Source organism: Bacillus sp. JJ1609, assembly GCF_036967045.1.
Classification (GTDB): Bacteria; Bacillota; Bacilli; order Bacillales; family Cytobacillaceae; genus Mesobacillus.
Window position 1 is genome coordinate 237,701 of record NZ_JBALSS010000004.1, and the last position, 15,374, is coordinate 253,074.

Genomic DNA, 15,374 nt, shown 5'->3' on the forward strand with positions numbered 1-15,374 from the left:
CCTTTTTTTGTGTATATTTATTTATTATCAATAAACTTCAGCTAAGGTGCGTTTAAGAAATTCCCTGGTACGATCTTGCTTTGGATTATTGAATATTTGCTCAGGGCTTCCTTCCTCTGCAATAACTCCCTTGTCCATAAACACTACACGGTCAGATACTTCCTTTGCGAATTCCATCTCATGAGTTACGATCAGCATCGTAAGACCAGATTCAGCAAGTTCCTTCATTACCTTTAGAACTTCTCCTACCATTTCTGGATCAAGAGCAGAAGTTGGTTCGTCAAACAACATGACATCTGGCTCCATCGAAAGTGCTCTGGCAATCGCCACACGTTGCTTTTGTCCTCCGGATAGCTGCTTTGGTTTTGCGTTAATATACCGATCCATCCCAACGACCTTAAGGTATTTCATTGCTACCTTTTCAGCTTCATCCTTTGAACGTTTTAATACTTTCATTTGTCCAACGATGCAATTATTCAGGACATTATGGTTATTAAATAAGTTAAACTGCTGGAATACCATTCCTAAATGTCTGCGGTAGGTTGGGATATCATGCTTATCATCGAGGATATTCTCTCCGTTATAAATAATCTGGCCGCCGCTTGGTTTTTCCAAAAGGTTGATGCAGCGAAGAAGAGTTGATTTTCCTGATCCTGAAGAGCCAATTATACTTACGACTTCCCCTTTATTGACCGAAAAGTTGATGTCTTTTAACACTTCATGTGTTCCAAAGGATTTGTTTAGATGCTGAATATCGATGACTTTTTCCATGCTCTCTCCTCCTTCTCCTATAACTTATTTGCCGTCGGTGATTCTTCACCGAGCATCATCGTGTAATTATCCGGCCCTTCCAATTTACGTTCTAAATAAAGCAGGATTCTTGTGACGATAAATGTCATGACAAAATAAAGTACACATGCTACAAAAAATGACTCAAAGTATCTAAAGTTATTACCGGCAACTGATTTTGTTAAGAAATACAATTCTGATACGGATATAACGTTAAGGACGGATGTATCTTTGATATTAATGACAAACTGGTTGCCTGTCGCAGGCAAAATATTACGTACAACCTGTGGCAGTACGACGTTCATCATTGTTTGAAAATGATTCATGCCAATCGCCTGTGCCGCTTCGAATTGGCCTTTATCAACAGAAACAATTCCGCCACGAACGATTTCTGCCATGTATGCTCCAGTATTGATCGATACGACAATGAGTGCTGCTGCCATTACGTCTATATCCACTCCAAAGGCTAAGGCCGAACCATAATAAATGACCATAGCTTGAACAATCATCGGAGTGCCGCGGAAGAACTCGATATAAACCGATAAAATGAAATTAATGACTTTTAGTGCAATTTTTTTGATTCCCCGTTCTGGTACAGGAATGGTGCGAACCACTCCTGCTATAAGACCAATGACTGCACCCAAGATGGTTCCAATCAGAGAAATATATAGTGTGACACCTGCTCCACGAAGGAACATGGGCCAGTTTTCCGAAATGATCTTAACGATCCACTCTAAGCTCATTTTTCTCCCCCTTTATATCATCATAAAACCGACTGTATACGTATACAGCCGGTTTTACGTCATCCTTATTCTGCTGCAGGCTGGTTCTTAATCGCTTCATCCATGATTTTCGTTTGTTCTTCCTCAGAGATGCCTTTTAAGATTTCATTGATTTTTCCTGTTAACTTGCTGCCTTTTTCAAGACCAACAGCAATGGCAGTATCGTCCTCTGATGTTTTGAATCCATCCTTGAATTCAACCATTGCTAAGTTTTCGTTTGCACCAGAAGCACTTACCGCTTCAGGACGCTCTGAAACGTATCCATCAATGATTCCAGATTCAAGCGCAACCCTCATAGCCGGGAAGTTATCCATTGCCGTTGCTTTGGATACTCCTTCAATTTGATCGATTACTGAATAGTGGAATGTATTTAATTGAGCAGTAATTTTTGCTCCTTTAAAATCCTGGATTGAAGTAGCTCCTTCGTACTTTCCACCCTTTTTAACTACCATTACTAGATTTGATTTATAATAGTTATCCGAAAAATCGATAGTCTCTTTTCGTTCTGCAGTTGGTGACATACCGGCGATGATCGCATCAATTTTGCCTGAAGTTAAAGCTGGAACAAGTCCATCCCATTCCGTTTTCACAATCACTAATTCTTTGCCTAAACCATCTGCAATCTTTTTAGCGATTTCTACGTCATAACCACCAGCATATTCTGAAGTTCCAGCAATTTTGACACCACCATTTGAATCATCCTTCTGAGTCCAGTTAAATGGTGCATAGCCAGCTTCAAGACCTACTTTGAATGTATTGTCATCAGATGATCCAGACCCAGCTTCATCCTTGCTTCCACACCCTGCTAATAGAACCATTGCTGAAAGCAGCAATACTAGAAATAATGATACTTGTCTTCTCATGTCCGTTTCTCCTCCTTGTTGTTATTAGAGCTTTTTTTACAAACAAAAAGCGACCTGAGATAAACTCAGGTCGCACTATTTATAGATGCCCTAAATTCCTCTCTTTTCTCTAAATGAGATAGCACAACTCAATAAACTGGGTGTTTATTGAGACAGTCCTGCAGCTCTTAACTACAGACCCAGCAAGTAATACTGAGAATATTACTAACTTCGGCGACATTTCCTTCTCCCTAGCATCATAGCTTCTCAAGCTCCACTAAGGACTGTTAAATATCGCGCCTCTACCTCACTAGTAAAAGTGAGGTGTAAATATTAAATTATATTAACTAGGCTACAATAAGCTATTAATTCTGTCAATCTAGTTCTTTTTGAAATTGTCAGATGGGTACGAGTATATCACATTGTTTACTCTTGTTTAAACTACTGGAATCAAGCTGTTGAGTTATAAATTGACCTCTATAACGCAGGATGTTTTTCCCACTATTTTCTAAGATATAAATCCCGGCTCTTGTAACCTGCTCCAAGAATCATTTTCATTTCCTCACGGCGTTTCGCTTTTGTCGCTTCTTGTTTTGCGCTATATACAAAACGAGCCCAATCCTTACGATATCCTGGTGTGAGTGATTGGTAGAAATCAAGTAAGGTTGGAGTATCCTGCAAATCTTTTTCTATTTCTGGAATCAGCTCAATGTAATCATCAACACACTGACTTGCTTTACTAGAAGGCTGATTTTTTCGTGCTTCCTCTTTTAGACCAACAACCGTAAAAGTATCATCTAATCCAATCATACGGGAGAATTTGATATTACTTGTCCCAACATAACCATTCTCATCCACGCCTATGCCAGGAAAAATCTCATCACGATGAATAAAGGTTGGGTATACTTTATTCCCCTTTTTGGGATAGGCAAAATAAATATATCCTTCTTTATTTAAATAATGATTCTCGATAACAGTACTTACGATCCTTTTAAAAGCTTCCAGATCCAACACAAAAGTAAAAATTAGATCATACGATTGATCCTTATTTAACTCTGTATCATAACCTTCAAGTTCCGCTAAATAGTCTGAACCCTCTGGGACATTCAAGACTGCCGCTTTTTTATATTTTTGCAAGTTAAGTTTTTCTACAATTGTTTTAGCCATATTTTCCACCTTCTACTATAATCCTGTAATACAGTAATTCCAGAATGTTAATCTATCCGTTACAAATCCAGCACCAACCTGCCATTCCCGCGCGATATACAACTAAGCATGGACTGTTTTGAATATTTCTGATCTTCCGTTAAAAATGAATCGAAGTGAACAATCTGTCCTTCGACCACCTTGATTTCACAAGTCCCGCATCCACCTGCACGGCAGGAGTATGGAACCTTGATCCCATTTTGAAGGAGCACTTCCAATAGTGAAGCATTTTCAGGAACCTCAAGCTGTTTTTCACTTCTTTTAAGTATTGCCTGGAAAGCATTCTGTTCCTTCTTTGCCGGCGGAGTAAATCGTTCGACATGAATGTTGAACGACGGATAGCCATATGATTTTGCTGCGTTTGTGAAATCTTGAATCATGTTCTCGGGACCACAAAAATACACATGCGTCCCTATCCGATGATTCAAAAGTTGTGTTGGCAATAAACGTTTATTGCCCTCGCCATTTGAAAAATAAAAGCGGCAATGATTTGGATAGGTCTTGCTTAAGAATTCATAAAAAGCACACTGATCCTTTGACTTCGCAGCATAATGCAGTTCAAAAGAAGAATTCTTTTCAGCCAGCTCTGCCATCATCGATATAAAGGGAGTGATCCCAATCCCCGCTGCATAGAACACATGATGTTTTGCTTGAAAACTTAAAGGAAAGTAATTCTTTGGGTAGCTTACGGGCAATACATCACCTATTTTAACATTTTGATGCCAGTAACGAGAGCCGCCAGTTGAGTCTTCAGCCAAGCGGACCGCAATTTCAAACAGACCCGCCTCTGCATTTAGATTAAAAATAGAATAATGCCTTTCCAATGTACCTAAAGAATGTGGTAAAAAGGTTGTTATATGCGAACCACCGCTGAAGGCAGGAAGCTGAGAGTAATCAAATGCTTGTAAGGTGAACCTTTTAATCGCGGCAGTCTCTTCTACAATATTTCTTACACGTACTTCTAATATTGAATTTCGACGCAAAACCATGCTCCTCCAGTATGACCAAATGATTATTTTATAGAAGTGTAGCCATGATACGCCTCAAGACGGCGGGAATAATGGCTGGAAACCTCCAACTCGACTCCGCAATGCGCACAGGTGATATTCTGATCATTTCCAACCCTATTCACACCGTGACATTTACAACAAATTACCCGCTTACTTACAGGTCCCTGTACGTTCAATTGCATTTCATGATCAGAAAATCCTGCTTCCAAGGCTAGATTTTTCAACCGGTTTACAAATTCCCAAACACCAGATAAATACAAGTACGTTCCCATTTTTTGCTGACTGAGCCAAAGAATGAGGAAGGCATCCAATTCATGCTCGATAACAAGGAAATCAAAAGGGACTTTTTCCTCTATTGCTTGATTAACGAGAATATATAGAGGCTCAGCACCTTTTGCATTGGCACAAAATAAATATTTCCTTTTCCCCTTAGTAAATAATAATTCCTTTTGCACTAGATTCATCTCTTTTGCATTTCCTCTTCCAAATAGTCAAGTACCTGTTTCCTATACAATGAAATTCCTTTATAGTCAGCAATAAAGTCTGGGAGTTCGTGGAGAATCGAATAAAATTGTTCTAGCCACGGAGTATGACGAATGAACCTTTCTAAAGGCAGCATGTGTGAATGGATGGTAAATAAAATACCGTTACTTTTTGGCAGACGAAAAAGCTTTTGAACCTCTACCCTTAAATGAACGAGTTCTCCGGCATTTTCCTTTGTCACCTGCTTCCTGGCCTGACCCCATTCTGAAAATGTTTCAAGTGAAGTATCCAATCGATTACCTGCCATGAGTGACCAGTTTTTCCTCCCCCAGGGAGTACCTGCCTCTATTCGCATTAAAAATTGCAGAATTCGATCATCTAGGAAATCAGTCCGAAAGCCGGGAATCGGTGAATGTATTTCTTTAAATGACATACCAAGGTCAAAATACAAGGACCAATTTGCCGGAAAGCAAAGCTGCCCAGCGTCTAAGAATAGGTTGCCATCCCGCTCGATCATCAATATCAAATCCTCTTGAACATGTCGGCCAATAAAATCTAAAGGCTCCATTTCAAGAGTTGAATTGTCACCAAATGTAAAGGCGGTTTTTTCTTTTGTCTGGACGTTGGAAAATACCCACTTATTATCTCTTTTTTGTAATGTAAATTTATCAGGATAATAAGTCACTAGATGATCCATAATTAAATCAACCACTTCCCACTGTGCATCCAACGTATGCGGTAACGAATGGTAGCATCGTCCAGGATGGTGGGAAAGCAGCTCTCTTTTTAGATTTATTTCCTTCAAATACTGGTCCGTAAGCTCTATTGAACTCGGTGGACTCAAGGGAGTGGCATTATTCGAGTATCGGTAGACATTACCATCCCCAAAGGGGTAAGGAAAAGAAAGTACATCACCATTTGTGATCATAAGTTCACCTGTTTTCAGAATTTTTCATCTACTTATACTATACAAAAAATTAGCGATGATATCACTGAAAAATCCAATACTCTTCTGAAACTGTTTTGTGTATGCAAACTCCTTAGCATCCTGACATTTAGCTGCCTATCAAGTATTGGTTGAATTTTAGCTATTCTATTGGCAGTAGAATAGCTAAAATTTCAAAACTCATATTTTTCTTGATGCATTATCCAATTTTGCCTCTTTATTTCAATATCATATATCATGTCAAACAAAAACGGACCAGCCTTCATGGCTGGTCCGTTTCTCTTGGCTATTTATCTTTCTTGGCGACTATTTCCGTGATGTAATTCGTTACGGCCTTTATTTCTTCTTCGGATAAAATGTCTCCGAATGCTGGCATGACAGTTCCGCCGTTTTTCACACGTTCCATGACTTTATCCGGGTCATGGGCTACCTTGCTAATCTGTAAATCAGGGCCATTATGGCCGCCTGTTCCGCCCTCTCCATGACAGGCTAGACAGTTTCCTTTATAAACTTCTTTACCCTGGACGGCGGTTCCTTCAGTACCGTCTCCAGCACTATCTTTATCTTTTTTATCTTCTTCTTTATCAGGTTTTTCCGGTTTTGTTCCTGATTCAATTTTTCCATCGAGGGAGAAGGTCCAAAGCGAATCTCCATGCTTCGACCCTGCTAAAGAATTTCCGGCAGCAAGAACCGTTATATACTCCTTCCCATCCACTTCATACGCCACTGGTGCCGCATTGACTCCGGCATCTGTCTTGAACTCCCAAACCTGTTCACCAGATTTTGCATCATAAGCGATCAGCCTTCCGTCATTATGCCCTACGAAGACGAGACCTCCTTTTGTTGTAAGAACTCCGCTGTAGGCTGTTGCATCCCATTTCTTCTGCCATGCGATTTTATTTGTTTTAACATCAATCGCCGTCACAGTTCCTCTTAAAGGTGCGTCCTGGATCGGCTGAATGATGCTGCCTAAATAGATGCTGCCTTCTTCAAATTCCTCTTCACTTCTTGTAAAAGTGGAGTACTGGTCCGTACCCAATACGTAAAAGTACTCTGTTTCAGGATTATAGGCAGATGGCGGCCAGTTAGCTCCTCCAAAGGTTGATGGTTTCACTAGAATTGGTTCTTCCCAGTAAGGAGTGAAAATCTTGCCAAATAGCTCACCTTTATATCCTTTTATGTCCTTTTTCACATCATTTTCAGTTACTTCCTGTGGCACGAATGCATCACCCTTAGGAATTGGCTGAGTTGGCGATGTTTTTTGACGTTCATCCTGCGGTACTGGTTTTTCATCAATTCCTACCAAAGGTTTTCCGTTTGTGCGATCGAGAATATAAATCCAACCTGTTTTACCTGCTTGGGCAAGTGCTTTTTCCTTCTTTCCATCCTTTTCTACATCAAATAAAACGACAGGGTTCGGTGAGTCTAAATCCCAAATATCATGATGGACCTCTTGGAAATGCCATTTGTATTTTCCGGTTTCCGCATCAATTGCCACAATAGAAGATGAGAAAAGATTGTCTCCCTCTCTCTTGCTTCCATCCAAATCGGGAGCGGCATTTCCCGTTGAAAAGTATAGAAGTCCTAATTCAGGATCTACTGCTGGAGTTTGCCAAACTGGCGCTCCTCCATGTTTCCACGATTCATTGTCGCTTGGCCATGTTTCGTGGCCGGTTTCTCCTGGACCCGGAATCGTGTAGAATCGCCATAGTTCCTTTCCATTTTTAGCATCAAAGGCTGTGACTCTGCCTCTTATTCCGTATTCACCGCCAGCCAGCCCAGTGTATACTTTTCCATTATAGTAAAGGGGTGCACTTGTAATGGTATAGCCCTTTTTCCAATCCTCTACCTTTGTTGTCCAAACCTCTTTGCCTGTTTTTTGGTCCAAAGCCACAAGCCTTGCGTCTAACAGACCCACATATACCAATCCATCGCCGATTGCCACACCCCTGCTTGTCCAACCACAGCAAACAGTGTCCAGATCTTCAATCTCCGGCTTATAGGTCCATAACTTCTCTCCATTCTTTACGTCAATGGCTGAAACTTCATCTGCGCCCGTGATGATATACATGATACCGTTGTAAACGACGGGAGAGGCTTCTCCTGAATACTTAAACTCAAAACCTGATCCTAGTGAAGTGACCCATTCTCCCTTTAAATCTCTAACATTTTTAGAGTTGATCTCATCCAGAGTGGAATACCGCTGATTATAGGTATTTCCGCCATTTGTAACCCAATTATCCTTTGGTGCAGCTGTCAATTCCTTTGCTTCAAACTCCGGGATTGATTGATCCTTTTCAGCCACCTCAGATGTTTGTGGAGTTTCATTCTTCTCCATCTTTTTATCCGTTTTTTCTTTGTCATCCAATGTGGTGAAAAATATAAAAAATAGAATGACGACGATAAAGAGCCCAGTTAACCATATAACAATAAATTTATTGCTTTGCTGCTCGTTCAACTCTACCCCTTCTTTCATTTTTTAAAATTTCCTAGGAAATCCTTACCTAATGATAAATACCTATTAAGTCCCATACCCTTTGTAAATTCATATAAACAGTCATTTAGGTGCTTGATACAAAAAAACAGCCATGTTCATTACGGCTGTTCTGTTCATTATTTTGTGTATTATTGCTTTAAATATTTATAACGATGTAGTCATTTGTAAAAGTAAAATTTCATATCTATTAATCTTGTAATGACTGATCGGAATAAAACTTTTTTACCTTTAACTAAGCTTAATTTTCAACATAGAAATCTATTTCTCTATTGTTTGTTCCCTTCAACAAGTGTAGTTTATAAATAGGTCCATTTTCACTTGGGCTATATTGTAATCCTAAAAAATTTTTAGCAAAGAGGCGGGAAATGAAGTGAACATATGGAATAAATATAAGAACTCTTCGTTCATTTTAAAAATGACGGCTGGTTTCGTCCTTGGTATCTTGGTCGGTGTGATCTTTGGTCCAGAGGCAGCACTATTAAAACCTCTTGGTACATTATTAATAAAATTGCTGAATCTAATTGCTACTCCGGTTGTCTTTTTAACTGTCGTACTTGCGGTGAATCAAATGAATCCAGCACAGTTGGGCAGAACGGGCGGGAAATTGATTCTTTATTATGGAATAACCACAGCTGCTGCTGTTTTAATCGGCCTGGGCCTCTCCCTATTGATTAACCCAGGAAATTCACTATCTTTGCCTAATGCAGAAGTGAATAAACCTGAAACTCCAATTGTTTCAGATGTGATTTTAAGCATTGTTCCTGACAATTTCCTTACTGCTTTCACTACAGGTAATCTTATAGCAATAATGTTTCTAGCCATCATCATCGGTTTTACTATTTCTGGAATGCGCTTTTCAACTGATGAAAAAATCCAGAAATACGGAAGTCAATTACAGTCAATATTTGATGCGGCAAATGTCCTTTTCTTCAGAATTCTTCAAGGAATTATGCTTTACGCACCAATTGGTATTTTTGCTATTGGTGCAACAGCTTTTGGTACTCAAGGCTGGGATACATTTACCTCATTATTGAAGTTTACTGGGGTATTCTATATTGGGATTATCATCCTTTGGGTATTTGTTTATAGCGGTTTTCTTAAAATGTTTAAAATACCTGTCAGAAAGTTTTTCATCAACACAAAAGACGCATACACAACAGCGTTTTTTACTTCAAGCAGTATTGCAACGCTCCCTGTTGCCATTGAAAGTGCTAAAAAAGCGGGCATTTCCGAGAAGATGGTCAATTTCAGCTTACCATTAGGAGCCGTATTTAATTCAGATGGCGGCGCGTTACGAATGGGAGCATCGATTGTATTTGCCGCCAATGTTTCAGGAGCACAATTTTCTCCAATAGATTTCCTAACAATTATTCTAGTAGGCACACTGCTTTCTATTGGTACAGCTGGTATTCCGGCTGCAGGACTTGTAACTCTCTCAGCTGTCCTAACCATGTTCGATCTTCCACTTGAAATTGTTGCCCTAATTGCAGGTGTCGATGCGATTATAGGCATGGCAGGGACGGCTTCAAACGTAATTGGAGATGTGGTTGGAGCTGCAGTTGTCGATCAGTCAGAGAAGAAGTATCAAAGCGAAGCAAAAGTGATAAGTTGAACGAAAATGTTCTTTAACCAGTCTATAATTATGGTAATATAAAAAAAAAGAAAGAGGTTTGCATATGAATCAAACACTCACCAAGACACAAACGACTAAAACAAAAACATTAGTCATCAATGCACTTTTCATCGCATTGACTCTTGCTGCCACAATGTTCATTAACTTGAGACTCCCATTAATGGGTAACGGTGGCCTGATCCATTTGGGTAACGTTCCTCTTTTTATCGCAGCGCTGGTATATGGCAGGAAAACAGGAGCCATTGCAGGCGCCTTTGGAATGGGCTTGTTCGATATCCTATCAGGTTGGGCACTGTGGGCGCCATTTACTTTCGTCATCGTAGGTGCAATGGGCTTTACAGCCGGCCTTATATCGGAGAAAGTACCCGGCAATAGAGTGGTTGTAAATACACTGGCAGTTGCCGTTGCACTTCTTATTAAAATCGTCGGCTACTATTTTACTGAAGTGATCCTATACGGTAACTGGATCCAGCCATTCGGATCCATCCCTGGCAACGTTATGCAGGTCGTAATCGCCGGTATAATTGTAATACCACTTGTAGGACGCTTTAAAAGAATAGCGGGACAGTTTGATAAAAGACACCCTCTTAATTAAACAGGGATATTGTACCTTATAGGGTAGACACTTTGAAAAAAGGTCTATTTTATAAGGTACTTTTTTGTATAAGGAGTTAAAAATCCCAGCCACTCTAACTGGTGTAATTAAAAAAGAACCTTTAATCCAAAGATGGATCAAAGGTTCTAATAAATTAACTAAACGCCATTTCTTTTCCGTTAAGTCCAAGCGTCTCCGCCGTTGAAGCATGGATTTCTTGGAAAAGCTTTGGATTGTCCACAAGTGACACGCCATAAGAAGGAATCATTTCTTGAATTTTTGACTTCCACTCAAACATTTGTTCAGGGAAGCATTTTTCTAATACCTCCAGCATAACGTGAACCGCAGTAGATGCACCTGGAGAAGCGCCGAGCAATGCAGCTACCGAGCCATCAGCGGCACTCACAACTTCCGTACCAAATTGAAGTGTTCCTTTACCAGCTTCAGTGTCTTTGATAACTTGTACTCGCTGACCGGCTACTACAATTTCCCAATCCTCGTTTTTGGCATTAGGAATAAACTCGCGTAATTCTTCCATTCGCTTTTCATGCGATAACATAACTTGTTCGATCAGGTATTTTGTCAACGCCATCTCTTTGACGCCAGCCGCCAGCATAGTGATAACATTATTCGGTTTTACAGACCCTATCAAATCCAAATTGGAACCTGTTTTTAAGAACTTTGGAGTGAAGCCTGCAAACGGTCCAAACAGCAATGCTTTTTTGTTGTCGATAAATCTTGTATCAAGATGCGGTACCGACATCGGAGGAGCTCCGACCTTCGCTTTACCATATACTTTTGCATGATGCTGCGCTACGACCTCCGGATTCTTACATACCATAAATAGACCGCTGACTGGGAATCCACCAATATGTTTAGACTCAGGAATACCGGTCTTTTGCAGTAAAGGCAGACTTCCGCCCCCACCGCCGATAAAGACGAATTTTGCTGTATGATGTTCGGTTATACCGCTTTCTAGATTTTGCACTTTCAGTTCCCATGAGCCGTCGCTCGTACGTTTAATATCCTTAACACTATGCTTATAGTTTATCTCTACATTTTTACTCTTTAAATGGTCAAACAACATGCGTGATAAAGCGCCGAAGTTAACATCCGTTCCAGAGTCGATTTTCGTTGCCGCGATCGGTTCATTCGATGTACGGCCTTCCATGATAAGCGGAATCCATTCCTTCAGTTTTTCAGGATCCTCGGAATATTCCATCCCTTGAAACAGGGGAATATTTGAAAGCGCTTTAAAACGATTTTTCAAAAACGTTACATTTTTTTCCCCTTCAACTAAACTCATATGGGGTATTGGCATGATAAAGTCCTGCGGATTCCGAATCAGATTACTCTTTACTAGATAAGACCAAAACTGTCTTGAAAGCTGGAACTGTTCATTAACATTTATTGCTTTGCTAATATCAATGGATCCGTCTGGTTTTTCGTTTGTGTAGTTAAGCTCGCACAGTGCAGCATGCCCCGTACCCGCATTGTTCCATTCATTAGAGCTTTCTTCTCCTGCGATTGCGAGCTTCTCAAACACTTTGATTTCCCATTCCGGTGCTAACTCTTTCAGTAATGATCCCAAAGTCGCGCTCATGACTCCGGCACCAATTAAGATAACGTCTGTTTTATTCTGTATGCTGCTCATGATATCCTTCCTTATCCCCTATATTTGCAAAAAGGAGTAGGCACTCCTGCTTAGGTGTCATATAAAGCAAGGGGCACCACCCAGGAACACGCCTTTTCTGTCTCACTTATAAACATACCATAGTCTATTATAATTATTTATAGATTAAAATATCTACCATTATTCTGATAATTATAAACTATTTAATGTTATTTAAAAAGTCAAAAGTACTTCCAGAAGCAAAGGGACGTACTCTTTGCTCTTTAGTTTCCATTAAAATGAACGGAAGCATAAGGTACGTCCCCATGCTTCTTCTAATGCTTATTCTGCATATATAATACCAGTTCAGTGCGGTTGTTGAGCTCGAGTTTATCAAGAATTCTGGATGTATAGTTTTTAACAGTCCCTTCCGTTAAAAACAATTCATTGCCGATTTGTTTATTGCTTTTTCCTTGCATAATCAGTTCCACGACTTCGATTTCCCTTGGTGTCAACACATCATCCAATTGTTCTTTCACCTTATTTTCTTTAACAGAAGTATGTTCCATGGAATGCAGGACTTTAGAGATTCTGGAGCTCACTTGCGAATGAAGCAGCATTTGGCCTTCACACGCTGCCTTGATCGCTTTGATAATTTCCTTGGAATTGGAATCTTTAAGAATATAGCCGTCGGCACCAAATTTAAGTCCCTTAAATATATACTCATCTTCATTAAAGGTAGTAAGAATGATCACTTTCACACCTGGATAGGTTTCCTTCACGATTTTTAACGTTTCCAAGCCGTCCATTACCGGCATGCGAATATCCATGAGAATCACATCTGGATGGATGCTCCTCAGTAACGCGAGCAGTTCTTCCCCGTTTGCGGCCTCCCCAATAATTTCAATTTCCTCATGCAGGCTCAAAATCATTCTAAACCCTTCTCTTACCATCGCCTGGTCATCAACAATGATAATTTTTGTCATTTAAATCACCTCCAACTTTGCAGCATTTGTTTTATATCTAACAGGTATTTCGGCAAAAACCTTAAATCCCCGCCCTTTTTCTGAAAAGAAACTCACTTTCCCGTTCAAGAGGCCAATGCGCTCTTCAATCCCTTTAAGACCATGAGATTTCTTAATTTGACTGCAGCCTGTACCGTCGTCTTCCACAAAGACTTGTATCTGATCACCGTTTTGGGTGATGTCAATCAGGAACTGCTGGGCTTTGCCGTGCTTTAAGCCATTGGTCACCGCTTCACGTACTGAATTATAGATACAATTTTTCAAATCTTGATCGCCGGACTCTACCTCTCTATCAAAATTCAAAATGAACTTTAATGTTCCTGAGGTTTGTAAGCTTTCGATCATGTCATTCAATAATTCCTTCAGCTCAATTTGGCTGTTTACCGATTGGTCCTTCAACACCGCTACGGCTCTGCGAAGCTCTTTAATCGAGTTTTGAGAAAAATGATGTGCTTTCGCTAGGACTTCCCGCACTTGCTTGGGATTGGTATCAATCATATTTTCAGCAAACTCCAAATGCATGCGTAGTGCAATCAGGGAATGCCCAAGAGAATCATGCATTTCCTGTGCGATTCTCGTTCTCTCCTTCACGATGGTAACTTCTCTCAGTTTAGCATGTGCTTCTGCCAATTCTGCATGTAACAGCTGGCTTTTCCCTCTCTCCAAACTGATGCCCCGAAATAAATAAATCAATAATAATGTAGCAAAGTAGGATAGCAAGGAATTCTGAACATCTGCTTTCGCTACATACATCGCAGCCAAATATACAATTCCGTGCAAGAGCATAATTCCTTTATCAATCGACCTGCCGGACAAAAACATTTCTACGATTGGAAAAATATAATACAGGCCAGTCGCGGCACTGTCTAACAGCACCATACAGACAGCGATCGCCGAAATATTCACAACCATCGAGACCGTGTAAAGAGCCCGATGACGTTCTGATAATCGGAAGTGAATTCTCAAAAAATCATTCGCTTGCAACATAACAATGCCAGCGATAAAAATAGCTCTCATTGCGACAGAGAGGCTGCTATTGGTCAAGATTTCATACAAAATCAAACTGACAACCAACATTTTAAAAGCTATTCTAATGGACTTGCTGTTAAGCATCGGCATCACCTCCAAAAGCGATATAATCATAAACATTATGCTACATAAATTATGGAAAATAACAGTAACCAATGTCAATCAAAAATAATGACTAAAGTCACATTCAAATCATTGACGTTGGTTACTACATCCGAATGATTAAGCGACTTATAATCAAGATGTTAAATCAAAAAACAAAAATATTATTAAAAAAAACTCACGGAAAAAGGAGAATGAAAAATGAACGTATTACCAATATATGGGGTCATTATTTTAGTTTTAGGCTTGGTCATTTGGAGACGTACGAAGGAGATGGTTCATCCGATTCAAGGTTCGGGAGTGAAAATATTGCTTCCAGTGCTTTATTTATCTCCAGTGATTTCTGTATTTTCACATCTTCAATGGAATTTGGAACTATGGGAAATGGGCGTTGCGGCTTTGATCGGGGTATTGTTTGCAGTTCCTCTTATGTTGACCACCAACTATGAAATTCGCCAGGACGGACAGATTTATGCGCAAAAAAACAAACTCTTTTTTATCGCATTGCTTGCAGTATTGGTGATCCGAATTGTATTAAGACAGTTTTTTTCTGGCATGGATCCATCGAGCTTAGCTTTGCTTTTCTATACAGTTGCTTTGGGCTATGTTATCCCTTGGAGAATAGCTTCCTTTGTTAAATTTAGAAAGGTAAAAGAGCTGCAGACCCTTATTAAATTAACCTCACCAATTAAAGCATAGATTACACATCTATGTCAGGCTGTAGACAAACTCAGAAAATCAAGTTTGTCTACAGCTTTTTTTATTTAGTTAATCTATAAAACAAGTCTGTTGATTTCCGTTCCAGGCGCTTCGCTTTCCGCGG

At 39.9% G+C, this 15,374-nt stretch carries 14 protein-coding genes and 1 riboswitch; of the genes, 3 read left to right on the forward strand and 11 right to left on the reverse strand.

The window, feature by feature from the left end; translation table 11 throughout:
* Window positions 1-27 precede the first annotated feature (27 nt).
* The 8 genes from V7654_RS03570 to V7654_RS03605 all read right to left on the reverse strand — a co-directional run bounded on the left by V7654_RS03570 (window position 28) and on the right by V7654_RS03605 (window position 8,534).
* Window positions 28-771: an amino acid ABC transporter ATP-binding protein gene (locus tag V7654_RS03570; RefSeq protein ID WP_335428517.1), complete on the reverse strand. Its 744-nt coding sequence runs from the start codon at window positions 769-771 to the stop codon at window positions 28-30.
* Window positions 772-788: 17 nt separating this feature from the next.
* The gene (locus tag V7654_RS03575; RefSeq protein ID WP_335428519.1) at window positions 789-1,532 is read right to left on the reverse strand and encodes an amino acid ABC transporter permease; all 744 of its coding nucleotides are present in this window, start codon (window positions 1,530-1,532) and stop codon (window positions 789-791) included.
* A 65-nt stretch (window positions 1,533-1,597) separates the two neighbouring features.
* A complete protein-coding gene (locus V7654_RS03580) occupies window positions 1,598-2,434 on the reverse strand; it encodes a transporter substrate-binding domain-containing protein (protein ID WP_335428521.1) in 837 nt (278 codons plus the stop codon).
* A gap of 111 nt (window positions 2,435-2,545) precedes the next feature.
* A riboswitch (Lysine riboswitch) is annotated at window positions 2,546-2,726 on the reverse strand.
* Between the two features lie 188 nt (window positions 2,727-2,914).
* A complete protein-coding gene (locus tag V7654_RS03585; protein ID WP_335428523.1) occupies window positions 2,915-3,580 on the reverse strand; it encodes a YdeI/OmpD-associated family protein in 666 nt (221 codons plus the stop codon).
* Between the two features lie 59 nt (window positions 3,581-3,639).
* Complete coding sequence (locus V7654_RS03590) at window positions 3,640-4,608, reverse strand: PDR/VanB family oxidoreductase (protein ID WP_335428526.1); 969 nt, start codon at window positions 4,606-4,608, stop codon at window positions 3,640-3,642.
* Between the two features lie 23 nt (window positions 4,609-4,631).
* On the reverse strand, window positions 4,632-5,093 hold the full coding sequence (locus V7654_RS03595; RefSeq protein WP_335428528.1) for a dimethylamine monooxygenase subunit DmmA family protein: 462 nt from the start codon (window positions 5,091-5,093) through the stop codon (window positions 4,632-4,634).
* Window positions 5,090-5,956, reverse strand: a complete 867-nt coding sequence (locus V7654_RS03600) for a heme-dependent oxidative N-demethylase family protein (protein ID WP_335428531.1) — start codon at window positions 5,954-5,956, stop codon at window positions 5,090-5,092. Before V7654_RS03600 ends, V7654_RS03595 begins: the two co-directional genes overlap by 4 nt.
* 388 nt (window positions 5,957-6,344) lie before the next feature.
* Entirely contained in the window at window positions 6,345-8,534 is a 2,190-nt protein-coding gene (locus V7654_RS03605) for a PQQ-dependent dehydrogenase, methanol/ethanol family (RefSeq protein WP_335428533.1), read from the reverse strand.
* Window positions 8,535-8,925: 391 nt separating this feature from the next.
* Between V7654_RS03605 and V7654_RS03610 the strand changes: the two genes are divergently transcribed.
* Window positions 8,926-10,167 carry a dicarboxylate/amino acid:cation symporter gene (locus tag V7654_RS03610; protein WP_335428535.1) on the forward strand — a complete coding sequence of 414 codons (1,242 nt, stop codon included), beginning with the start codon at window positions 8,926-8,928 and terminating at the stop codon, window positions 10,165-10,167.
* Between the two features lie 64 nt (window positions 10,168-10,231).
* Window positions 10,232-10,783 (forward strand): ECF transporter S component, encoded by a 552-nt coding sequence (locus tag V7654_RS03615; protein ID WP_335428536.1) that lies wholly within the window; start codon window positions 10,232-10,234, stop codon window positions 10,781-10,783.
* A 154-nt stretch (window positions 10,784-10,937) separates the two neighbouring features.
* On the opposite strand, the gene V7654_RS03620 is transcribed toward V7654_RS03615, so the two are convergent.
* The 3 genes from V7654_RS03620 to V7654_RS03630 form a co-directional block, all read right to left on the reverse strand.
* On the reverse strand, window positions 10,938-12,437 hold the full coding sequence (locus tag V7654_RS03620; RefSeq protein ID WP_335428538.1) for a malate:quinone oxidoreductase: 1,500 nt from the start codon (window positions 12,435-12,437) through the stop codon (window positions 10,938-10,940).
* A 293-nt stretch (window positions 12,438-12,730) separates the two neighbouring features.
* Complete coding sequence (locus V7654_RS03625) at window positions 12,731-13,381, reverse strand: response regulator transcription factor (protein WP_335428540.1); 651 nt, start codon at window positions 13,379-13,381, stop codon at window positions 12,731-12,733.
* Complete coding sequence (locus V7654_RS03630; protein WP_335428541.1) at window positions 13,382-14,533, reverse strand: sensor histidine kinase; 1,152 nt, start codon at window positions 14,531-14,533, stop codon at window positions 13,382-13,384.
* Window positions 14,534-14,752: 219 nt separating this feature from the next.
* Here V7654_RS03630 and V7654_RS03635 point away from each other — a divergent pair, with 219 nt between their 5' ends.
* Entirely contained in the window at window positions 14,753-15,250 is a 498-nt protein-coding gene (locus tag V7654_RS03635; RefSeq protein WP_335428542.1) for a CcdC family protein, read from the forward strand.
* Window positions 15,251-15,374: the final 124 nt, after the last annotated feature.